Raw genomic sequence first — 23,219 nt, 5'->3', positions numbered from 1 at the left:
AAGGGATTAGGGATTAAGGATTAGGGATTAGGGATTAAGGGTGGAGGATAAAGAATTTATAATAGCTAACCCTTAATCCCTAATCCCTAATCCTTAATCCCTTATTCTCACGTTTTCGGGTGCGATGATGATACCTACACGGTCGCCGTCGTCCCACACGTCGTTGGTGTCGACAAAGATGTCTTCGTCCCAGTCTGTAAACACGGTCAGGTGGTAATGGTTTCCTTTGTAGAGGATGAATTTCACTTCACCCGTCAGACGGCCGTCCTCTTCGTTGTCTTCGAGGATGACGTCCTGGAAGTCCACTTCCACTTGCACGCTGCTGCCCGGTTCGATGCCTTGCACGGGCAGGCATTCGAAGTTACAGCCCAGGAATTCTACGTGCGTTTTGTCCACCAGTTTTCCTTCGAAGGTGTTGCAGGTGCGTTCTTTCTTCATCACATGGATGTCGAAGGGTTTTACCAGCAGACCGACTTCGCGTCCTGCCTCGAAGGCATGGTAGTCCTGCACCATCAGCTCGTAGCCTTCGCGCGTTTGCACCAGCATTTCATAGTGTACGCCTTTGAAGATACAGCTGGTTACGGTGCCCGTCAGCTGTGCGGCGTCGGATACATCGAAGATGTAGATGTCTTCGGGGCGAATTACTACGTCCACCTGCATCTGTTCACCAAATCCTGTGTCCACGCATTCAAATTCGTGCCCGCAGAAGGTAACGGCCTTATCTTTTATCATGACTCCGTTCAAAATGTTGCTTTCGCCGATGAAGTCGGCTACAAAGGAGTTGATGGGCTCGTTGTAGATGTCCGTAGGCACACCTATCTGCTGGATGCGTCCTTCGCTCATCACAACGATGGTGTCGCTCAGGGTGAGTGCCTCTTCCTGGTCGTGGGTCACGTATACGAAGGTGATACCCAGCTTCTGGTGCATTTCCTTCAGTTCCATCTGCATGTCTTTGCGCATTTTGAGGTCCAAGGCAGCGAGAGGCTCGTCCAGCAGCAGCACTTCGGGTTCGTTGACGATAGCTCGGGCGATGGCTACGCGCTGTTGCTGTCCGCCGGAGAGGGAGTCCACGTCGCGGTCCTCATAGTCTGTCATGCCCACCATGCGCAGGGCTTGTTTCACTTTCTTCTCGATAGTGGCACCGGGCAGCTTCTTCAGCTTCAGCCCGAAGGCTATGTTGTTGAATACGTTGAGGTGGGGGAAGAGGGCGTACTTCTGGAACACGGTGTTCACCGGACGCTTGTGCGGCGGTGTCTGTGTGATGTCCTTTCCGGCAATGGTTATCACTCCTTCCGAGGCTGTCTGAAAGCCTGCAATGAGGCGTAACAGTGTTGTCTTTCCGCAGCCGGACGGTCCTAGTATTGTTACAAACTCGCCCTTACGGACAGACAAATTCACATCATTCAGCACGGCCTTGTCTCCGAAGAATTTCGATACATGTTCCACACCGATGATGCAATCGGACTTTTGCATAAGCGTCTTTTACTTTATCCAAACGAATTAAACGAATTTCGGGCTTTCAAAAAAGCGAGTGCAAAGTTACATAATTTATCGGGAATTTTCGCTTTACTCTAAAATTCATTATCCCTATGAAGTTAAAATAAACACATAGCGAAAAAGTAATTTTTGGTAAAGTGTAGATAATCAGCTGATATATCGTTTGTTACTTCCGAGCCGCAATACTCCGTATCGCTGAAAATTCTCCAATAGGGCAAGGGGCAAGCCCCTCTGCACACCCCGTCGAGGACGGTATTTCGCCGCCCTCAAAGATAGTTAGATTTATTGTTTCACAAGCCAAAAAAGAAAGGAAGGATATATGGGTTTCGTAGTTTTACACATGGAAAAGGCGCACGGCAGCGACAGCGGAACGACCGCACATATCGAGCGTTTCATCATTCCGAAGAACGCCGACCCCACATGTACCCACCTAAACCGCAGTCTCATCGAATACCCCGACGGGGTGAAAGACCCCACGGACGGGACGAGACTGGTTCTTGCCATTGACCGAAAGCCCATTGTCGAGTGGTTCAAAGAGCAATTCGACAAGCTACGGCAGAGCATACACCGACCTATACAGCCGCAAAGGAAAGGCAGGGGAATGAAGATATAACCGTTTTATCTTGCTGGAAAACAATAAAAAGTGCTGTTCATAATGCCTTATGAATGGCACTTTTTATATATTTGCACACAAAATAAGGATAGAGCAAATAAAAGTAAATACAGAATCGTAAAATTTGACAGATATGAAAACACAAAAATTAGAAATACTGATATTATTCCTCTGTATATTCGGCTTTATAGGCTGTGATAACAAAGATGAAGAGGGTGAGAAAGTGACAGACTACAAGGAATATTCTCTAACCATTGCATCAAAGAAGATACCCGGTGTTTGTTGGTCAGACGGATTTAATTATTTATCTGATGTATATGCTGTAAAGAAAGAAAATGCCCAAGAATGGGAGAGCCTTGGAGTCATTGATAAATTTGAGTTTGAGAAAGGATATGAATATAAGGTAAAAATCAGTGAAACAAATTATTTGGATTATAGCATGGAAAATCCCGCATGGACGGAATATGAACTACTTGAAATAATATCTAAAAATAGGAAAGATTCAGAAAATTTGCCTTTACATTTTATCCCTAAATCATACTACGAGAATGTACAGCTTCCTAAATACAAATATGTAGTAGATGCAGATAATAATCAAAAACTTATTGAAGAAGAATTGGAAAAAGAATCTCTTATTCCTTTGGATTTTCACTATATATTTTGGCGGAGCGAAGACAAATTCCTAAGATGTATTGCAATAAAAGACGATAATAATACACTGGGACCGTGTATTATAAAAAACGAAAACAAAGCTCCGGAAGAAATGCCAGAATCTTACAAATTACTTCCTCCAGAGGGAAATGTGTTTGGTTATGGAAAATGGACTTTTTCAGATGAACAGGGAAATGAAACGAATTATCTTTCATTTGATGTGTTTATGGGTCGTTCTGCTAAATCAAGAAACGTAGATTTAACTCCCGATGTAGCTTATCTTTATAAAGACCTTTCTGAATACTACAAAAATAAATATCCGCAAGCCGGAGTAAAAACAGTTGTGGTTTCTTATGCCGTTTCTATTAAATAACATAAAATCCTCAGCGAGCATCAATTATCCTAATTATCATTGCAACTATTATAAGAATCTATTAATATGAGAACTATAGAATTAAGCATAAAAAAACGTATGAAAAGAATGAATTTGACCGCTTTATTGTTAAGCAGTGTCTGTTTGTTATGCCAACCCCTTCAAGCCCAACAGAGCATTGATGCTTGTGACGGTCGTACTTATAAAGTAGGCGACACGCTCCGTATTGGCGAACCATTGCCTTCGGGCTATCTATTTATTAGGCAGCTAAACGCTAATAATCAATTCGACAGTCTGGATCCGAAAAACTCAACCGGACGGACTGCCGTCATTACCGACATACCTACTTACCAGCCCGAACTCTATCAACAGTTCGGCATTTACCAACAGCCGGAAACGCCCCAAATAGTCTTTGCCGAACAAGGGGATTTCAAGATCGGCGTATATCTAAACATGGCTTTAAGCAAAGGAAACATCATGTCCGGACATCATGTTTCCCTTATGAATGGAGCTGTTGACCTTACCCCAGCTATCTTGTTCGCCTACGCACATAAGCTTTACGGCAAACCTATCGACACAACATCAGTTGAAACCTATGCCTCTCTCCGTGCTCCCAAACAATATGCAGAAGCAGCCAATGACCCGTTTGTACTGGAAGAACTCCGTACAACATACCGGAAAGAACTGGAACAAGCTGTAGCAAAGGCAGATTTCAATAAAGTGTTCCGCATCAAATGTTTCTCGGAACTCCAAATGTATGACATTAATCAACAGCATTTTCCGATTTCGGGCTTAACGTGTGTCGATGTGGAAACCAAGCAGAACAGAGAATTATCCCAACAAGGTTATTGCTTATGGGGAACTTGTGCCTTTCATTTCACTAACGCTCCGTCATTTACCACCCTGCCTTGCAAAAAAAACATTGCCCAAGGCATCTATACCATGCGTAAAATGACCTCGGCGACCTTGCCACCAACAGCTACCCTATATGTATATGTGCGCATCCTCCAACAGCCAGTATCACTTCCTGATAAACGTACCATGGTGATGCGTCCCGGAACCTCATTCGATTTCGAGTGGTCAACACTCCGTAAAGCATACGGTCAAAAAGCTTTGAACATGGAAATTGTACAAACAGACGGTTATTATAATGTCTTCCCTTATAACATACAAGAAGTGACATACAATTATCTTGGTACACAAACGTTACCTGAAAAGAACAATAAATAGTAATATGAAACTAAAAAATATCATTCTGACTACATTGGTAACAATCGCCCTGACATCATGTTATACATCCAGTCGAATAAGTAAATTCAGCTCTGAAAATATAAAATTGGTATAGATAAAATCTTTTCATAAAAAGATATGGAAAGCCTTTTAATAAGGAAATATCCTATATACAAGACAATCAAGAGAAAGAAAAACTCTTCTATAAAGAAGAATTAAACAAAGGTACATGGTATATTATAACAACAGCTTTTACTTTTATTGATGATAAACTTATAAAGCAAGAGGTTGTAAAAGAAGAAAGGACTTTTCAAAAATGTGATTGTAATAAATAATAAGTAATACCTTTGCTGACAGTATTGATATAAAAAACTATTACACGATGGAAAAGAAAATTGTACTCATCACCGGAGCCTCCTCCGGAATAGGGGAAGGCTGTGCTCGCAAGTTTGCCATGAACGGTTACCGGCTTATACTCAATGGCCGTAATGTGGAGAAATTGAATGCTGTAAAGAAAGAATTGGAAGAAAAATTCGGAGCCGATGTGTATCTGCTTCCTTTTGATGTCCGCGATAGGCAGGCTGCTTGTGCCGCCCTCGAATCCCTTCCGGTGGAGTGGAAAGCGATAGATATACTGATTAACAATGCCGGACTCGTCATCGGAGTAGACAAGGAGCACGAGGGTAATCTCGACGAATGGGATGTGGTGATTGATACAGACGTGAAAGCGCTTCTCGCTATGACCCGCCTCGTAGTTCCCGGCATGGTGGAGCGCGGACGCGGTCATGTCATCAACATGGGGTCTATTGCCGGAGACTACGCTTATCCGGGCGGCAGTGTGTACTGTGCCTGCAAAGCCGCCGTCAAGGCCCTTTCCGACGGACTCCGCATCGACTTGGTGGATACTCCGGTACGCGTGACGAACGTCAAGCCCGGACTGGTGGAAACCAATTTCTCTGTCATCCGTTTCCGTGGCGACCGGGAGGCGGCTGACAATGTATATAAAGGTATACGCCCGCTAACCGGTGACGATATAGCCGAAGTGGTTTATTTTGCCGCTGCCGTCCCCGAGCATATCCAGATTGCAGAAGTGCTGGTGATGCCTGCCAACCAGGCTACCGGGACAATTGTCAGCCGGAAATAGAATTTGTATAAGAATATGATAAAATGATACTATTTTATCTTCGGGGAAACGTCTACATTTGCCCACAGCTAAATGATTATAGAATCTAAACAAGAAAAGCATGAATTTTAAGAAACGAACAAATTTCCTTTTTGGAGCACTGCTGCTGACCGGCAGTTTGTTGGCTCAAAACGTATGTGTATCCACTCCGAAAACTTCTTTGGTGCTTTCGGCTCCTGAAGGCGGTACACTGAGACACTTGTATTATGGTAACAGACTTTCTGAAACCGATTTGCTGAATATTGCCACGGCAGAAGCAGGCCACACGGCCTATCCCGAATATGGATTGAATACCCCTGTGGAGACGGCTCTTGCTGTGAAGCATGCTGACGGTAACATGACCCTCCAGCTTGAAGTGCTGAATGTGACTACCGAGAAGGAAGGAAATGCCGTGACGACTGTCGTGGCGCTGAAAGACAAAGTGTATCCCTTTTTTGTCAATGTCTGCTACCGAGCCTGGCAAGATGCCGACGTGATAGAATCCTGGACTGAAATTTCTCATCAGGAGAAGAAGCCGGTAGTGCTCAATCAGTTTGCCTCCGGCTATCTGCCCATCCGCCGCGGTGATGTGTGGCTCTCCCATCTCTCCGGTTCCTGGGCCAATGAGGGCTTTTTGACGCAGGAACCTCTCACTCCGGGCATGAAGGTTATCAAGAATAAGGACGGTGTGCGAAATTCTCATACCGACCATGCAGAAGTGATGTTCTCCCTTGACGGCCGTCCGCAGGAGAACACGGGCAACGTGATTGGCGCAGCCCTCTGTTACAGTGGTAACTACAAACTCCGCATCGAGACGCATGATGATGAATATCACCATTTCTTTGCCGGAATCAACGAAGAGAACTCTGCTTATTCCTTGAAGAAAGACGAGCTTTTCCGCACTCCCGAACTTGCCCTGACCTATAGTAACGAGGGATTGAGTGGCAGCAGCCGTAACTTCCACCGCTGGGCGCGTCTGCACAAGTTGGCGCACGGCACTACTCCCCGTAAGATTTTATTGAACAGTTGGGAAGGCGTGTATTTCGACATCAACCAGCAGGGTATGGACCAAATGATGGCGGACATCGCCTCCATGGGCGGCGAATTGTTCGTGATGGACGATGGCTGGTTTGGCGACAAATATCCCCGTAAGAACGACAGTTCATCACTCGGCGACTGGGTGGTGGACAAGAACAAGCTTCCGGACGGTGTCAAAGGGCTGTTGAGTGATGCCAAAAAGCGCGGCATCAAGTTCGGTATCTGGATTGAGCCGGAGATGGCAAACACCACTAGCGAACTTTACGAACAACATCCGGATTGGGTGCTCAAAGCTCCCGAACGCGACCTCGTACTGGGACGCGGCGGTACGCAGGTGGTGCTCGACCTTGCCAATCCTGCCGTACAGGACTTCGTGTTCGGTGTTGTTGACAATCTGATGACTTCTTATCCTGAGATAGACTATATCAAATGGGATGCCAATATGGCTGTCATGAACCACGGTTCCCAATACCTGACCAAAGAAAATCAGAGCCACATGTATATAGAGTATCATCGCGGCTTTGAGAAGGTGTGCCAGCGCATCCGTGCCAAATACCCCGACCTTACCATCCAGGCATGTGCCAGTGGCGGTGGCCGTGCCAACTACGGAGTGCTGCCTTACTTCGACGAGTTCTGGGTGAGCGACAATACCGATGCCCTGCAACGTGTCTATATGCAGTGGGGAACTTCCTATTTCTTCCCCGCCATAGCCATGGCATCGCACATCAGTGCCGCCCCTAACCATCAGACATTCCGTACCATCCCTCTGAAGTACCGCATCGATGTGGCTATGAGTGGCCGTCTGGGTATGGAAATCCAACCCAAGAACATGACAGAAGAGGAAAAGGCGCTTTGCAAGAATGCCATTGCCGAGTACAAGACCATTCGTCCCGTGGTACAATTGGGAGATATCTACCGCTTGATATCCCCTTATGACAAGCAGGGTGTGGCTTCATTAATGTACGTGGCTCCAGAGAAGGATAGGGCAGTCTTCTATTGGTGGAAGACGGAACACTTCTGTAACCAGCATCTGCCGCGTGTGAAGATGGCCGGTCTCTGTGCCGACAAGCAATACCGAGTACATGAGCTGAACCGCATAGATAATGTTTCCTTGAACTACGAAGGAAAGGTCTTCAGTGGTGCCTACCTTATGGCAAACGGGCTGGAGATTCCATACAACCATAGGGTGGACTACCACAAGCAGAACGACTATTCGAGCCGTGTGCTTTATCTGGAAGAGGTGAAATGACGTGAACAAAGGTGAGGTTTAGTCGCGTAAAGGTGAACTTGAGCAGTGTAAAGGTGAGGTTGATGGGTACAGTTGGTACAGTGGGTACAGCGGTCCTTTTGCCTCACACACGCATGTATATAAATAATGTACGCGTTATAAAGCAATGTACATAAGCGCATGTGTGTGAAGCAGAAGAGACGCTGTACCTACTGTACCAATTGTACCACTGTTTGGATGTCCAATCTTTTCTTTTCGTGGTAAGATGGAAACATAAAAAAGTCCTACAATACGTTGATATTGTAGGACTTTTTTATGTTTGTAGCCTTCTGGCTTTTTTCTCTGTGAACCGCTTGGGGCTCGAACCCAAGACCCCAACATTAAAAGTGTTGTGCTCTACCTGCTGAGCTAGCGATTCAATCCTTTAGTGCTGTTAAGCGGGTGCAAAGATAGATACTTTTTTGAAATTTGCAAAATAATACCATCTTTTTTCTTATCTTTGTCCCCATTAACCCTTGATATTAATCATTAATCACTGAACGTTAATCATTAAATACATGGCAACAGTAGACGATAAAAAGATTATCTTTTCTATGGTTGGGCTGAATAAAACCATTCAGCAGAACAACAAGCAGGTACTGAAGAACATTTACCTCTCGTTCTTCTACGGGGCAAAAATCGGTATCATCGGTCTGAACGGTTCGGGTAAATCGACCCTGCTGAAGATTATCGCCGGATTGGATAAGTCCTATCAGGGCGAAGTGGTGTTCTCGCCGGGATATTCTGTGGGATATCTGGCTCAGGAACCGTACCTCGACCCCACCAAGACCGTGAAGGAAATTGTTATGGAAGGTGTGCAACCCATTGTGGATGCGCTGGCAGAATACGAGGAAATCAACCAGAAGTTCGGCTTGCCCGAATATTATGAGGATCAGGACAAGATGGACAAGCTTTTCTCCCGCCAGGCCGAATTGCAGGACATCATCGACGCGACCGATGCCTGGAACCTCGACAGCAAGCTGGAGCGCGCCATGGACGCCCTTCGTTGTCCGCCCGAAGATCAGTCCGTAGAACATCTTTCCGGTGGTGAGCGTCGCCGTGTGGCCCTTTGCCGCCTATTGTTGCAGAAGCCCGACGTGCTTCTCCTCGACGAGCCCACCAATCACCTCGATGCCGAATCCATTGACTGGCTGGAACAACACTTGCAGCAGTACGAGGGTACGGTGATTGCCGTAACGCACGACCGCTACTTCCTCGACCACGTTGCCGGCTGGATTCTTGAGCTGGACCGTGGCGAAGGTATTCCCTGGAAAGGTAACTACTCCAGCTGGCTGGAACAGAAGACCAAGCGTATGGAGCAGGAGGAAAAGACTGCCAGCAAGCGCCGCAAGACGCTGGAACGTGAGTTGGAGTGGGTGCGCATGGCTCCCAAGGCCCGCCAGGCAAAGGGGAAGGCACGTCTGAACTCCTACGACAAATTGCTGAATGAGGACGTGAAGGAGAAGGAAGAGAAGCTGGAAATCTTTATCCCGAACGGTCCCCGTCTGGGTAATAAAGTGATTGAAGCCAAGCATGTGGCAAAGGCGTTTGGCGACAAACTGCTGTTTGATGATCTCAACTTCATGCTTCCGCCCAACGGAATCGTGGGTATCATCGGCCCTAACGGTGCCGGTAAGACCACGCTTTTCCGCCTTATCATGGGGCTGGAAAAGGCAGATAAAGGCGAGTTTGAGGTAGGGGAGACCGTAAAGGTGGCCTACGTGGACCAGCAGCATAAGGATATCGACCCCAACAAGAGCGTGTATCAGGTCATTTCCGGCGGAAACGATTTGATCCGCATGGGTGGACGCGACATCAATGCACGCGCCTATCTGTCCCGTTTCAACTTTTCCGGTGCCGACCAGGAGAAGCTCTGCGGAGTGCTTTCCGGTGGTGAGCGCAACCGTCTGCATCTGGCGCTCTGCCTGAAGGAAGAAGGTAATGTGCTGTTGCTGGACGAACCCACCAACGACATTGATGTGAACACGCTCCGTGCTCTCGAAGAAGGTCTGGAAGACTTTGCCGGATGTGCCGTGGTCATCAGTCACGACCGTTGGTTCCTCGACCGTATCTGTACGCATATCCTCGCTTTTGAAGGAGACTCCAATGTGTTCTTCTTTGAGGGCTCTTATTCCGAATATGAGGAAAATAAACAGAAACGTCTTGGGAAAGAAGAACCCACCCGTGTACGTTATAGAAAGCTTATGAATGACTGATTTCGGTGCGAATTTGAAAGTATATTCTTTTACTTGTTGACAATACGAAAGCTCTGCTGTAGAATGCAGGGCTTTTTTTGTTTAAAAATATCTCAAAAAAGCCTTTCTACCTTCAAAAAATGTAACATAAATATAACATTAATCTCGTTTTTATTAGTTATATTTGCGACTTAAAACATAAATTAATGTTTAATTAACACTATCTATTAACAAAAAACAGAATTATGAGAAAACATCTAATTCAATTCCTGTTGGTTGCAGTGTTGTCGGTATTTAGTGCCGCTGCATTTGCTCAGACTACAGTGAGAGGTCAGCTTGTTGATTCAGAAACAGGTGAACCGTTAGTGGGTGCTGCCGTCATGGTGGAAGGTACTACACAAGGATCGGTGACCGACATTGATGGCTATTTCAAGCAAAGCGTTGCTTCGAATGCGACATTACTATTCAAGTACGTGGGTTATAAAGACCAGAAGAAGAAGATCACGCAGAAGGGCGCTTCTGTGGATTTGGGTGCTATCCCAATGGAACCGGATGCTGTGATGCTGAAGGACGTAGTGATTACATCGTCTATTGCTGTGGCACGCAAGACTCCGGTTGCTGTATCTACTGTCGACCCCGTATTTATTGAAGATAAGATAGGTTCTCAGGAGTTACCGCAAATCTTGAAATCTACTCCGGGTGTTTATGCTTCTAATGAGGGAGGTGGCTTTGGTGATTCCAACATAAAGATTCGTGGTTTTAAGTCAGAATATGTGGCTATGATGATTAACGGTGTACCCATGAACGGAATGGAAAACCAGAAAGTATACATGAGTAACTGGGGTGGTTTGATTGATGTGGCCAGCAGTATTCAGGTACAACGTGGACTTGGTGCCAGCAAGGTGTCAACTCCTTCAGTAGGTGGCTCACAAAACATTATAACCAAGACTACTGATGCCAAGAAAGGCGGCTTCATCTCTTACGGCATGGGTAATGACGGCTACAGTAAAGTGATGTTCAGTGTCTCTTCCGGTCTGACAAAAGATGGTTGGGCCTTTACTTTATTGGGTGCCAGAGATAAACGCGACGGTTATATTCAAGGTACGGAATCAGAGGCCTACACTTGGTTCATGAGTATTGCAAAACGTATCAATGACAACCATCAACTTTCATTTACAGCTTTTGGAGCACCTCAGTGGCATAATCAGCGTAATATGGCAAATGGTTTGAATATCAAGGAGTATCAGCGTGTAAAACAATGGATGGGTGAGGAAAGTCCCTATCGTTACAATTCTACTTTCGGTTATCGCAATGGACAAGTGATGAACTCTTCACGTAACGAATACCATAAGCCCCAGATGTCTCTTAATCATTTGTGGCAAATCAACCATAAGTCAAGCCTCAGTACAGCAGCTTATATGTCTATCGGTACTGGTGCGGGCTATAGTGGTACGGGGGTAACGGGGTACACCAGCTCTTGGTACGGTACGGCCAGTGATGGTACGGTGAACACTCAGTTCCGTTGTCCTGATGGTACTTTTGATTATGATGCTGTGGATAAGCTCAATGCAGATAACTATACTAATCCGGTGAATGTGAGTGGAATGCCCGGTTATAAAGGTTCGCTGATGATTATGAACAAAGCCTCGAACGACCATTTCTGGACAGGATTGATTTCTACTTATACCACTAAGTTTGGTGATTACTTTGATTTCTATGGTGGTATTGACTTCCGCTATTATAAAGGTTTGCACAAGAATGTCATTACCGATCTTTTTGGAGGGCAGTATTATGTAGACTCTTATAACCGTAAGAGTGTATTGGCTGAGAATAGTGTGAATGGTGGAGTCACCTCCTGGGTAAACCAGAAGTTGGGAGTAGGAGATGTGATTCGTCGTGACTACGACGGTTTTGTGATGTACGAAGGTGGTTTTGCCCAATTGGAGTATAATAAAGATAAAGTGAGTGCATTTGTTTCAGGTGGTCTTACAAATACCAGTTATTGGCGTAAAGACCGTTTCTATTATAGTGGTGACAAACAGCTGTCTTCGAAGAAGCATTATTTGGGAGGCAATGTGAAAGCTGGTTTGAACTACAACCTTGATGATTACAATAACGTATTCTTCAATACCGGATTTATCAGCCGTGCTCCTATTTTTGATAATACCTTTATCAATTCTCAGAGTTCACATGAGCGTAATCCTGATGCTAAGAATGAGAAAGTTTACTCTTTCGAATTAGGTTATGGATATCGTAGCCAGTATTTCTCAGCCAATGTAAACGCCTATTATACTATGTGGAAAGACAAGGCTTTATATGATACCGGATCCTATGAAGACGTAAACGGGGCTTCTCAGCGTTGGACAATGAATATGACCGGTGCGCAGGCTAACCACATGGGTATAGAGCTTGACTTTATTGCCAAGCCTTTCCGCTGGATGGAAGTTAACGGTATGTTCTCTTGGGGAGACTGGCGCTGGAATGGGACAGCGAAAGGCTTCATGATGAATACTGAAGGCCAAATTATGGCGAATAGCCGTGGTGAAGTGGTGACAGATATGAGTAATGTAGACCAGTACAAGTATACCATTGAAATGGATAATGTACAGGTGGGCGGTTCTGCTCAGACTACAGCTGCTTTGGGAGTGACATTCCGCCCAATGAAAGGCTTGCGTCTTAATGCAGACTGGAACTTCTTTGCACGCAATTATGCCGATTATGACATTGATGCGAGCCAAGCCACTCAAAAAGAGGCTTACGTGGTGGAAAAACCTTGGGAGATTCCCTCATGGAGCACATTTGATGTAAGTGCAGGATATACCTTTGACTTCGGTAAGATTCGTGCTACACTGAGCGGCAATGTGAACAACTTGTTCAACCAAGAGTATATAGCCGATGCACGCGACGGAAGTAACCATGACTGGGAGACGGCCACACGTGTTATCTATGGTTGGGGACGTACTTATACTGTAAGATTGAAGTTGAATTTCTAAGCGAACATATTTATGAAAAAACATATATTATTAGGAACCGCATTGGCTTCGCTGTTTGCACTCGGGGCCTGCGATTATAACGAGGATAATTTCCCCGGATTTGATGAAAAAGAAACCATCACGGATGTCAGTACCGATACCCTCGTATTGGCTGATGCCCATTATGGCAAAATAGCTTCTATGCCGAAGAACCAAGGGATAGCTCTCGCCAAGGATCCCGAGGGGCAGACTTATCTTACGGCATTGAACCAGCTGGGTAAAACCAAGATGTTTACTGATATGGTAGCTCCCGAAGACTATCTGCCTGCATTTGTCGATTCGCTCTACGCATATCTGTCAGATGGTTCCAAGGTGCTGGTACAGTACAATATCGGCAAGGAGCAACCTGAATATCTCTCGAAGATAAACGAAGCTCAGACTTTCGAACTTACTTCTGACAATTACGCTACAGTATGGGGGGAAAGCATGGTAGTAAAATATCTCACCCCTTCTACGTTGAAGAAGCTTCCTGCTTTGTTGAAGGAAGGTATCAAGAACCCGAAGACGGGAGATGTGTGCCAAGTGAATTACGCTTGGTCGGAGACCGAGCCCAGTACAGGCGGCGGTGCAGTGAAAATGGTATATCAGAAAGTAACTTCTATTGATGCCGAAGGAGGTAATTATGTCATTGTGGCTCCGACGAAGGATAATACTTGGATTCCTTTCGGTCAGTTCAAAGACCCGGATAAGACGTATGGTTATATGGAGGGTGAACCGGTAGAGATTGCGGATGGTTTCATCACCAGCGATGTGTCCAATCATATCATGACACTTACTCCTACGGAAAAAGGTTTCACTATGCAACGCCCGGATGGCAAGTTCATCTATCAGAGTGGTACGTTTAACAGCTTCAACATCGGTACTTCCATACCCGAGGGTGGGGATTGGAGCTTTGCTTATAACTATGACCGTAAGGCATTTGATGTGAAAAATGTGGAAAAGGACAAAATCATCAAGCTGAATTTCTATGAAAAAGAAAGCTCTTATTCATACGGTTCTTATCCGAATGCTACGTTGGGCATTTATATGAATGAGTCGTTCAATGGAAACGAGGGCGGTTTCACTACTCAGAATGTGAAACTTACCGGCACGTTGACCAATGTATGGAAGGTGGATGGCAAATATGGTTGGAAGGGTAGTGCCCATGTGGGAGATAGCGATTTTGAATCGGAAGCATGGGTGGTTTCTCCTATTATAGATTTAGCAAAAGCGAAGGCTCCTCTTCTTAAGGTAGATATTGCCATTAATTTCTTGAATGGTAACAATCGTGCTGATTTTATTGAACTGCTGGCTTCGGAAGATTATGTGGATGATGTGGCTGCTGCTGAATGGAAGGCTCTGAATGTACCTCAATGGCCGGAAGGCAAGAATTGGAATTATGTAAATTCCGGTGATATTGACCTGAGTGCTTACGAGGGCAAGAAGATAACCATTGCTTTCCGTTATAAGAGTACTACAGAGTGTGCGCCTACTGTAGAGTTTAAGAATATGTCACTTACAAGTACCGTATCAGGGTATTATGAGGGTGTGGATATTTATAAGGAGATTCCTGAATCAGAAGCTGAAATGCCTGCTCGTGCCGTTACCCGTGCATCAGACGTGAAGCCAAATGCTTCTGCTCTCTATCAGTATGACGGTTCGGCTTGGACTGCCTACGAAGAAAGCGCAAGTATCGGTATCCGTGTGATGCAACCTGCCGATTATGTTTCTACCGGTTCGGACTATTTGAGCGATGCTGATGCCGTATTGCCCGTTTATCTGAAGAATGCATTCCCTTACGCACAGAGCGGGGATGTCAAGGCAGTAGTTTATTTCGGAAATAAGGAGTATGATGTGATGGCCGATGAATATGGCTTCGATGGCACTGCATGGGTGAAGAAGAATACCGAAACGGAAACTGCAGAAATGGCATTCCTGAAAACTGACGGCAAATGGATGGAAGCAAAAGAGTATTATAGCAATGACTTTGCTGGTGAACTTCATAACGATGCTCAGATTGTGAATGTGAAGCTTGATGGCATGAATTATGTATGGAGTGCAGGTGCAGGTTATACCCGTATCAAGGCAAGCGGTTATTATCAGCGTAACCGAGATACGGAGGCATGGCTTGTAACCGGTGAGGTAGACCTTACCGAAGCTATTGCCCCACAGATGGTATTCACTGCTTCGGCAGACTATTTGTATGGAGGTAAGATTGAGGATGCAGTGTCTGTACATGTATCCGAAAATTATATTCCTGCAGCTTCTACTGCTACTAATGAAGAGAAGATTGCAGCATTGCAAGGAGCGGCTTGGAGTGATCCGTTGTCGTTCGAGTGGCCTACAAGCTCTAAAGAGATCGAAATGCGTACTTCCATGGCCGACTATGTGGGCAAGAAAGTATATGTGGCATTCCGTTATGCAAGTAATACTGACCCTGGATTTGCTCCTACATTCTACATGAGTAACTTTGTGGTGAAGGAATAATTCCTGAGGTTGTGCAATAGACAATGTGGTAATGGACAGTAAAGTCCATTACCACATTTGCATTCTTAGTATCGTAAAATCAAATTTAGAAACATAGATGAAAAAACTGTCTTACTTATTTCTTTTGCTGGTCGGAATTTGGCTGGCTGGATGTGATGATTCTTCAGAGGCTTCGCTCATTCCCGAGATAATACCTACCGAGCAAGGTTCGGATACTTACGTGATGAAGGGCTATGAGTCGAGCGACAATGGTTTCAACGTGTATAAGCCCAAGGCTATCGGCACCCCTTTCTATATCCAATCCAAAGCTTTTACCGGGCGTAATTACGCATTTGCTCCTGTTAATAGTGAGTCGCTGGAAGGGCTTACTGCCGTCCCGTCTGCCGATGCTTTCAGCGAAAGCGTTGAGGTGAAACCCTCTACGTGCTATTGGGTGCGTTTCAACCGCTACAATCATTATCAGATGGGCAAGCTCCGCGTGGCCTATATTCACGGTAATGAAGTGGGCATAGAGTATGTGGCTTCTGAGGATATAGATGTGAAAAATGCCAATATTGCTGATAACAATAAAGCAGACAATCTTGAAATCCCAGCTCTCAATGCAACCAATCAATATATTGAATACTATGCAGGCGTGTCTGATGAGGAAGGTGCCGGGCAGGTACTCAATTTCTCCTTGGAATACATCGCTTCCAAGAAGCATTCGGCTTGGGTGGCATTCAGTTTCGACCCGATTACTGCGCAAGACAACGTGAAGCGTGCCAACGAGTGGAATCAGGACGACCCCAATATTGACAACAGTGTGGAGGTGACTGAATCCATGCATAAGAGCGATGGGTACGACAAGGGGCATCTTTGTGCCAGCGAAGACCGTGTGTACAGTAAAAGTGCCAATAAGCAGACCTTCTACTACAGTAATATCTCGCCACAGATAGGGAGTTTCAATCAAAAGTATTGGGCGGCTCTTGAGAAGCAGGTGCAGACTTGGGGACGTTCCACCATCAATGGCACATACGACAAGCTTTATGTCGTGAAAGGTGGTACTACTGACCGTTTGCTTACCAATTTCACTGGTGTGAAGAAAGCCAACGACGGGCTTTATCCCACCACCAATGCCGACGGGCTGACACTTGGCGGACTCATTTGCCCCAGCTATTATTACATGGCTCTGTTGAGCGAGAAGGCAGGGGTTTATCATACTATCGCTTTTTTAGTCCCTCATTCTGAATTATTACCGGAAAAACCTGGAAAAGATGAATTTATGGTTTATGCCGTTTCTATTAAAAATTTGGAGTACGAAACCGGTATCGACTTCTTCTGTAACCTGCCTAATGAGATAGAGAAGACTGTAGAAGCTACTTATAGTGCTGACGATTGGGCTTGGTAAAAGCTTCAGAAAACTATATTGTAAAAGGGGAGTCTCCCCTTTTAGTATGACGGGACATGCCATGATTTAGGTAGCTTTCTTAAAAGCTGTTTTCGTTTTGATGGAAACTGACTTCTTATCTGTATCTTTGCACATTGATTAAAAAAAGAGATATTCATGGAACTTTCGGATATACTTCATAACTTGAAGATACAGGAACTCACTCCGATGCAGGAGGCGGCTAAAGAAGCCTATCAATCAGCCAAAGATTTAGTGCTTCTTTCGCCCACCGGTTCGGGTAAGACACTGGCTTTTCTCCTTCCGCTGGTACAGACTTTGAAAGCGGAAATACAAGGTGTGCAGGCTCTTGTACTGGTACCTTCCCGCGAACTGGCTTTGCAGATAGAAACTGTGTTCAAGTCCATGGGAACTCCCTTTAAGGCCATGAGTTGTTATGGCGGACGTCCTGCCATGGAAGAACACCGGACAATGAAAGGCATTCATCCTGCCGTCATTATCGGTACTCCGGGACGTATGAACGACCATTTGAGGAAAGAGAATTTCAATGCCGCCACTGTTGTCACTTTGGTGATAGATGAGTTCGACAAGTGTCTTGAGTTTGGTTTTCATGACGAGATGGCGGAGGTTATCGGACAGCTTCCCTCACTGAAAAAACGTGTGCTTCTCTCGGCCACCGATGCAGAGGAAATACCGCAATTTGCCGGAGTAGGAGGTGATTCCCCGTCTTCCGTCTCCCGGTTCATGAAGCTTGATTTTCTTGCTCCGGAAGCTCTTGCTCCGCGTTTGCGGCTGCACAAGGTTATTTCTCCGGAGAAGGACAAGCTGGAGACCCTCTATAACCTGCTTTGTACTCTCGGCTATCATTCCACCTTGGTATTCTGCAATTATCGTGAAAGCGTGGAGCGTGTTGTTGGGTACCTGAACGCCAGGAAGTTCCCTTGCGACATGTTTCATGGCGGTATGGAGCAACCCGACCGCGAACGTGCGCTTTACAAGTTCCGCAATGGCAGTTGCGCCGTACTGATATCCACCGACCTTGCCGCCCGCGGACTTGACATCCCGGGTATAGACAATGTGGTGCATTACCATCTGCCCATAAACGAGGAAGCTTATACACACCGTAATGGACGTACCGCCCGCTGGGAGGCATCGGGAAATGCGTATCTTGTCCTGCATGCCGAGGAGCGGGTACCCGAGTATATCTCTGAAGACATCGCAATGTACGAGTTTCCGGAGGCGCTTCCCAAACCGGCCAAGCCCCGATGGGCTACCTTATATATAGGTAAAGGGAAAAAGGATAAGTTGAACAAGATAGATATTGTCGGCTTCTTGTATAAAAAAGGAGGGATGGCGCGTGAAGATGTCGGGCAGGTGGACGTAAAGGAACACTATGCCTTTGTAGCCGTGCGCCGCAGTAAAATGAAACAATTGTTGACGCTGGTACGCGGTGAAAAAATCAAGGGAATGAAAACTGTTATAGAGGAAGCAAAGTGATTTATCTTATAAATATTCATTTTATTTGCGCTTATTCTTTTGAATATGAAGTAATGAAACCGCCTTGCTTTTAGTTTCTCTAAAAGTATTATCCTTGATAAGTAAAGATAACAAAATGGTGCATATATCTTGTATAAACCATTAAAAAGTAAGCTAAATGCGGCTTAAAAATAGAATTTCATCAGGAAAGGTTTGTTTTGAAGAAATATTTCCGTAATTTCGCAAAGTCGAAAGACATTAATGAACGAAATTGTATAACCAAAACAAACTTCAAATGAAAAAGCATAATTTCAATGCAGGACCTTCTATCCTTCCTCGTGAGGTGATTGAGAATACGGCACAAGCTATTCTTGATTTCAATGGCTCAGGCCTCTCACTGATGGAAATCAGCCACCGTGCCAAAGACTTCCAACCCGTTGTGGACGAAGCTGTGGCATTATTCAAAGAATTGCTCAATATCCCCGAAGGATATTCGGTACTGTTCTTGGGCGGTGGTGCCAGTTTGGAATTCTGCATGGTACCCTTCAACTTCCTTGAAAAGAAAGCTGCTTACCTGAATACGGGTGTATGGGCCAAAAAAGCCATGAAAGAAGCTAAGGCATTCGGTGAAGTAGTTGAAGTCGCTTCTTCCGCTGAATCTACTTATACCTATATTCCGAAGGACTATACAGTGCCTGCCGATGCAGACTATTTCCACATCACTACCAACAATACAATCTACGGTACGGAACTGAAAGAGGATTTGGACGTAAACGTTCCGATGGTGGCCGATATGTCTTCTGATATTTTCTCCCGTCCCATCGACGTATCCAAATATATCTGTATCTATGGTGGTGCACAGAAGAATCTGGCTCCTTCCGGTGTTACATTCGTCATCGTGAAGAATGACGCTCTGGGTAAGGTATCCCGCTATATTCCGACCATGCTGAACTATCAGACGCATGTGGATAGCGGCTCTATGTTCAATACTCCTCCCGTTGTCCCCATCTATGCAGCCCTGCAGACATTGCGCTGGATTAAGGCAGAGGGTGGCGTGAAGGAAATGGAACGCCGTGCCATCGAAAAGGCCGATATGCTGTATGCCGAAATTGACCGTAACAAAATGTTTGTGGGTACGGCTGCCAAAGAAGACCGTTCACGCATGAACATCTGCTTTGTGATGGCTCCCGAATACAAGGAACTGGAAGCTGACTTCCTGAAGTTCGCTACCGAAAGAGGTATGGTAGGTATCAAGGGACACCGTTCTGTAGGCGGATTCCGTGCATCCTGCTACAATGCCATGCCGAAGGAAAGTGTGCAGGCTTTGATTGACTGCATGCAGGAATTTGAGAAACTTCATTAATAATATTGTTTTTCACCACAGATTACGCAGATTTGCACAGATTGTTTTTATGATTAAACTCTGTGATAATCTGTGTCATCTGTGGTGAGTCTTTTTAATATCATGAAATTATGAAAGTATTAGTTGCAACAGACAAACCGTTTGCCAAAGTGGCAGTAGACGGTATCCGTAAAGAAATAGAAGCAGCAGGTTACGAACTCGTGCTGCTGGAAAAATATGGTGAGAAAGCCAAGCTGCTGGAGGCTGTGAAAGATGCAAACGCTATCATTATCCGCAGTGACATCATTGATGCTGAAGTGCTGGATGCCGCCAAGGAACTGAAGATTGTGGTGCGTGCCGGTGCCGGTTATGACAATGTGGACCTGGAAGCAGCTACTGCCCACAATGTATGTGTAATGAATACTCCGGGACAGAACTCCAATGCTGTGGCCGAGTTGGCTTTCGGCTTGATGGTGATGGCTGTCCGTAATATGTATAACGGTACTTCCGGTACTGAACTGATGGGCAAGAAACTGGGTATCCACGCTTATGGTAACGTGGGTCGCAACGTAGCCCGTATTGCCAAAGGCTTCGGTATGGAGATTTATGCGTTCGACGCTTTCTGCCCGAAAGAAGTAATCGAGAAGGATGGAGTGAAGGCTGTGGGTTCTGCCGAAGAGCTTTACTCTACTTGCGATGTCGTTTCCCTGCATATTCCTGCAACTGCCGAAACGAAGAATTCCATCAATTATGCATTGGTGAACAAAATGCCGAAAGGCGGACTGCTGGTGAACACAGCCCGTAAGGAAGTCATCAATGAAGCCGAGCTTATCCAGCTGATGGAAGAGCGTACCGACTTGAAATACATGACCGACATTATGCCTGCTGCCAATGAAACATTTGCAGCCAAGTTTGCCGGACGTTATTTCTCTACACCGAAAAAGATGGGGGCCCAGACTGCCGAAGCCAATATCAACGCAGGTATTGCCGCTGCCAAGCAGATTGTAGGCTTCCTGAAAGACGGTTGCGAGAAGTTCCGCGTAAACAAGAAATGAGATGAATAGTAAGACTATTCTCAATAATCCATATAAAACACACCCTTATGGCTATAATAAAACCCTTTAAGGGGATTCGTCCCCCTCAGGATTTGGTGGAACAAGTAGCGTCCCGTCCTTACGACGTATTGAATTCTGCAGAAGCACGTGCAGAAGCGGAAGGTAATGAGAAGTCCCTATATCATATCATCAAGCCGGAAATAGATTTTCCCGTCGGTACGGATGAACATGACGAACGTGTTTATCGGAAAGCTGCAGAGAACTTTCGTATGTTCCAAGAGAAAGGCTGGCTGGTGCAAGATGATAAAGAAAACTATTACGTCTATGCCCAGACCATGAACGGCAAGACACAGTACGGTCTTGTTGTTGGTGCCTATGTTCCCGATTATATGAACGGTGTTATCAAGAAGCACGAGTTGACTCGTCGTGACAAAGAAGAGGACCGTATGAAACATGTTCGGGTGAACAATGCCAATATTGAACCCGTGTTCTTTGCCTATCCCGATAATGCTGCGCTGGATGCCATCATTTCCCGTTATACAGCCGGGAAACCGGTATACGACTTTATCGCTCCGGGTGACGGTTTCGGTCATACCTTCTGGATTATAGACAAGCAGGAGGATATTGATGCCATAACCAAGGAGTTTGCCAAGATGCCCGCCCTCTACATTGCCGATGGGCATCATCGCAGTGCCGCTGCCGCTTTGGTGGGTGCAGAGAAAGCCAAGCAAAATCCCAATCACCGTGGTGACGAAGAGTACAATTACTTCATGGCCGTGTGCTTCCCTGCCAACCAGTTGACTATTATTGACTATAACCGGGTGGTGAAGGACTTGAACGGCATGACTCCCGAAGAGTTCCTGGCTGCTGTGGGCAAGAATTTCATCGTGGAGGAGAAAGGTGAGGACATCTATAAGCCGTCCGGACTGCATAACTTCTCCCTCTATCTGGACGGAAAGTGGTACAGCCTTACTGCCAAACCGGGTACTTATAATGATAACGACCCCATTGGTGTACTGGATGTAACCATCTCCTCCAATCTGATACTGGATGAAGTGCTTGGCATCAAAGACCTCCGTTCCGACAAGCGTATCGACTTTGTAGGTGGCATCCGTGGTTTGGAAGAGTTGAAGAAGCGGGTGGACAGCGGTGAGATGAAAGTGGCATTGGCCCTCTATCCCGTATCCATGAAGCAACTGATGGATATTGCCGATACGGGCAACATCATGCCTCCCAAGACAACTTGGTTTGAGCCGAAGTTGCGTTCGGGACTGGTGATTCATAAACTGGACTAAATGAATTGATATAAACTGAAACGGGGATGTCTTCCACTAAAAGACATCCCCGTTTTTTTCGGATTAAAACAGAATAATAAGGTTATTATGTAGAAAATGCCGACCTTTGCCGAAAAATTGAGAGTATACAATGAAGGTATTGATTCTTAACGGTAGTCCTCGCCGTCATGGCAACATGTCGAAAATGTTGGAGCTGATGAAGCAGGAACTTGAAGGTTGCGGAGCTGAGACTGTTTATATAGACGTTCCGCGGTTGCAGGTGCATCCCTGCATCGGTTGCATGAAGTGCCGCAGTTCATTGAAGTGTTGTCTGCCCGAGGATGGCGCACAGAGAGTGTTGCAGTCTATGAAAGAAGCAGATGCATTGATAATCGGTGCTCCTTGCTATTGGGGAAACATGCCGGGAGAAGTGAAAGTGCTTTTCGACCGTATGGTTTACGGTATGATGGGGGAGAACTCCTGGGGAATGCCCCTTCCGCTTCATAAGGGTAAGAAAGCGATTGTGGTAAGCACTTGTACTACCCCTTATCCTTTCAATATTCTCTATAATCAGACGCACGGTGTGGTGAAAGCTTTCAGGGAGATTCTGAAATGGAGTGGTTTCAAGATTGTGAAAACCATTGAGAGGGGAGGTACTAAGAAGCATCCTGAGCTGACGGAAAAGGATATGCGGAACTGCAAGAAAGCAGTGCACAAATTATTGTAAAGTATTGAAAAAGTCAATATGGGTAGAAAAGAAGAATATAAATTGCAGAACGAACAGTTTCTGGAGCAGTTGCGTACGGCAGAAGGAATCAAGGAATTGCCTTGCGGCATACTTTATCGGGTATTGGAGGAAGGCAGAGACGGTCCGACACCACGTCTCAACAGTGTAGTATCTGTGCATTATAAAGGCACGCTTATCAATGGGCGTGAGTTCGATAATTCGTGGAAACGGAATTGTCCGGAGGCTTTTCGTCTGAATGAAGTGATTGAGGGCTGGCAGATTGCCTTGCTACGAATGCATCCCGGAAGTCGTTGGATTGTATATATCCCTTACACCATGGGATACGGTACACGTACCAGTGGACCCATTCCGGCGTATTCCACACTGATATTTGAAGTGGAATTACTAAATATCTCGTGACACTGCTGAACAATTTG

The 23,219-nt window shown here is 45.7% G+C and carries 15 protein-coding genes, 1 tRNA gene and 1 pseudogene; 15 read left to right on the top strand and 2 right to left on the bottom strand.

The features are described 5' to 3' along the window. Positions 1–93 precede the first annotated feature (93 nt). Positions 94–1,473: an ABC transporter ATP-binding protein gene (locus HUX74_RS01510; RefSeq protein ID WP_174646081.1), complete on the bottom strand. Its 1,380-nt coding sequence runs from the start codon at positions 1,471–1,473 to the stop codon at positions 94–96. 343 nt (positions 1,474–1,816) lie between these two features. Here HUX74_RS01510 and HUX74_RS20625 point away from each other — a divergent pair. The 5 genes and pseudogenes from HUX74_RS20625 to HUX74_RS01485 all read left to right on the top strand — a co-directional run. Then, positions 1,817–1,969: pseudogene (locus tag HUX74_RS20625) on the top strand (mobilization protein); the annotation flags it as partial. 274 nt (positions 1,970–2,243) lie between these two features. Next, positions 2,244–3,134, top strand: a complete 891-nt coding sequence (locus tag HUX74_RS01500) for a DUF4377 domain-containing protein (protein ID WP_117600587.1) — start codon at positions 2,244–2,246, stop codon at positions 3,132–3,134. Between the two features lie 99 nt (positions 3,135–3,233). Then, positions 3,234–4,364: a DUF4852 domain-containing protein gene (locus tag HUX74_RS01495; protein ID WP_229135093.1), complete on the top strand. Its 1,131-nt coding sequence runs from the start codon at positions 3,234–3,236 to the stop codon at positions 4,362–4,364. A gap of 382 nt (positions 4,365–4,746) precedes the next feature. After that, positions 4,747–5,508 carry an SDR family oxidoreductase gene (locus HUX74_RS01490; RefSeq protein ID WP_117600585.1) on the top strand — a complete coding sequence of 254 codons (762 nt, stop codon included), beginning with the start codon at positions 4,747–4,749 and terminating at the stop codon, positions 5,506–5,508. A gap of 100 nt (positions 5,509–5,608) precedes the next feature. Next, complete coding sequence (locus HUX74_RS01485) at positions 5,609–7,813, top strand: alpha-galactosidase (RefSeq protein ID WP_174646080.1); 2,205 nt, start codon at positions 5,609–5,611, stop codon at positions 7,811–7,813. A gap of 324 nt (positions 7,814–8,137) precedes the next feature. Here the strand turns inward: HUX74_RS01485 and HUX74_RS01480 are convergent. Next, positions 8,138–8,210, bottom strand: a tRNA-Lys gene (locus tag HUX74_RS01480). A 139-nt stretch (positions 8,211–8,349) separates the two neighbouring features. Between HUX74_RS01480 and ettA the strand changes: the two genes are divergently transcribed. The 10 genes from ettA to HUX74_RS01430 all read left to right on the top strand — a co-directional run bounded on the left by ettA (position 8,350) and on the right by HUX74_RS01430 (position 23,202). Further along, positions 8,350–10,047, top strand: a complete 1,698-nt coding sequence (gene ettA / locus HUX74_RS01475) for an energy-dependent translational throttle protein EttA (RefSeq protein ID WP_005828098.1) — start codon at positions 8,350–8,352, stop codon at positions 10,045–10,047. A 224-nt stretch (positions 10,048–10,271) separates the two neighbouring features. Further along, a complete protein-coding gene (locus HUX74_RS01470; RefSeq protein WP_005828100.1) occupies positions 10,272–13,019 on the top strand; it encodes a TonB-dependent receptor in 2,748 nt (915 codons plus the stop codon). A gap of 12 nt (positions 13,020–13,031) precedes the next feature. After that, positions 13,032–15,524 (top strand): choice-of-anchor J domain-containing protein, encoded by a 2,493-nt coding sequence (locus HUX74_RS01465; protein ID WP_254592823.1) that lies wholly within the window; start codon positions 13,032–13,034, stop codon positions 15,522–15,524. A gap of 97 nt (positions 15,525–15,621) precedes the next feature. Next, positions 15,622–16,911, top strand: a complete 1,290-nt coding sequence (locus HUX74_RS01460) for a DNA/RNA non-specific endonuclease (protein WP_035448193.1) — start codon at positions 15,622–15,624, stop codon at positions 16,909–16,911. A gap of 156 nt (positions 16,912–17,067) precedes the next feature. Continuing rightward, positions 17,068–18,405 (top strand): DEAD/DEAH box helicase, encoded by a 1,338-nt coding sequence (locus HUX74_RS01455; protein ID WP_174646079.1) that lies wholly within the window; start codon positions 17,068–17,070, stop codon positions 18,403–18,405. A 274-nt stretch (positions 18,406–18,679) separates the two neighbouring features. Continuing rightward, a complete protein-coding gene (gene serC, locus HUX74_RS01450; protein ID WP_005828105.1) occupies positions 18,680–19,747 on the top strand; it encodes a 3-phosphoserine/phosphohydroxythreonine transaminase in 1,068 nt (355 codons plus the stop codon). A 110-nt stretch (positions 19,748–19,857) separates the two neighbouring features. Continuing rightward, positions 19,858–20,781 carry an NAD(P)-dependent oxidoreductase gene (locus HUX74_RS01445; protein ID WP_117600581.1) on the top strand — a complete coding sequence of 308 codons (924 nt, stop codon included), beginning with the start codon at positions 19,858–19,860 and terminating at the stop codon, positions 20,779–20,781. Positions 20,782–20,828: 47 nt separating this feature from the next. After that, the gene (locus HUX74_RS01440) at positions 20,829–22,076 is read left to right on the top strand and encodes a DUF1015 domain-containing protein (protein WP_174646078.1); all 1,248 of its coding nucleotides are present in this window, start codon (positions 20,829–20,831) and stop codon (positions 22,074–22,076) included. Between the two features lie 130 nt (positions 22,077–22,206). Continuing rightward, positions 22,207–22,782, top strand: a complete 576-nt coding sequence (locus HUX74_RS01435) for a flavodoxin family protein (protein WP_174646077.1) — start codon at positions 22,207–22,209, stop codon at positions 22,780–22,782. A gap of 18 nt (positions 22,783–22,800) precedes the next feature. After that, positions 22,801–23,202 carry an FKBP-type peptidyl-prolyl cis-trans isomerase gene (locus HUX74_RS01430; protein WP_016273512.1) on the top strand — a complete coding sequence of 134 codons (402 nt, stop codon included), beginning with the start codon at positions 22,801–22,803 and terminating at the stop codon, positions 23,200–23,202. Positions 23,203–23,219: the final 17 nt, after the last annotated feature.

It is taken from the genome of Bacteroides sp. Marseille-P8574 (assembly GCF_902825465.1).
Classification (GTDB): Bacteria; Bacteroidota; Bacteroidia; order Bacteroidales; family Bacteroidaceae; genus Bacteroides; species Bacteroides uniformis.
This window is presented reverse-complemented; position numbering and strand designations above follow the sequence as displayed.

Excerpts from the sequence above, each read along its gene's own strand:
- HUX74_RS01435 (WP_174646077.1), top strand. The coding sequence starts at position 22,207 with ATGAAGGTATTGATTCTTAACGGTAGTCCTCGCCGTCATGGCAACATG.
- HUX74_RS01485 (WP_174646080.1), top strand. The coding sequence starts at position 5,609 with ATGAATTTTAAGAAACGAACAAATTTCCTTTTTGGAGCACTGCTGCTG.
- HUX74_RS01470 (WP_005828100.1), top strand. The coding sequence starts at position 10,272 with ATGAGAAAACATCTAATTCAATTCCTGTTGGTTGCAGTGTTGTCGGTA.
- HUX74_RS01460 (WP_035448193.1), top strand. The coding sequence starts at position 15,622 with ATGAAAAAACTGTCTTACTTATTTCTTTTGCTGGTCGGAATTTGGCTG.
- ettA (WP_005828098.1), top strand. The coding sequence starts at position 8,350 with ATGGCAACAGTAGACGATAAAAAGATTATCTTTTCTATGGTTGGGCTG.
- HUX74_RS01430 (WP_016273512.1), top strand. The coding sequence starts at position 22,801 with ATGGGTAGAAAAGAAGAATATAAATTGCAGAACGAACAGTTTCTGGAG.
- HUX74_RS01455 (WP_174646079.1), top strand. The coding sequence starts at position 17,068 with ATGGAACTTTCGGATATACTTCATAACTTGAAGATACAGGAACTCACT.
- HUX74_RS01465 (WP_254592823.1), top strand. The coding sequence starts at position 13,032 with ATGAAAAAACATATATTATTAGGAACCGCATTGGCTTCGCTGTTTGCA.
- HUX74_RS01445 (WP_117600581.1), top strand. The coding sequence starts at position 19,858 with ATGAAAGTATTAGTTGCAACAGACAAACCGTTTGCCAAAGTGGCAGTA.
- HUX74_RS01510 (WP_174646081.1), bottom strand. The coding sequence starts at position 1,473 with ATGCAAAAGTCCGATTGCATCATCGGTGTGGAACATGTATCGAAATTC.
- HUX74_RS01500 (WP_117600587.1), top strand. The coding sequence starts at position 2,244 with ATGAAAACACAAAAATTAGAAATACTGATATTATTCCTCTGTATATTC.
- HUX74_RS01440 (WP_174646078.1), top strand. The coding sequence starts at position 20,829 with ATGGCTATAATAAAACCCTTTAAGGGGATTCGTCCCCCTCAGGATTTG.
- HUX74_RS01490 (WP_117600585.1), top strand. The coding sequence starts at position 4,747 with ATGGAAAAGAAAATTGTACTCATCACCGGAGCCTCCTCCGGAATAGGG.
- serC (WP_005828105.1), top strand. The coding sequence starts at position 18,680 with ATGAAAAAGCATAATTTCAATGCAGGACCTTCTATCCTTCCTCGTGAG.
- HUX74_RS01495 (WP_229135093.1), top strand. The coding sequence starts at position 3,234 with ATGAAAAGAATGAATTTGACCGCTTTATTGTTAAGCAGTGTCTGTTTG.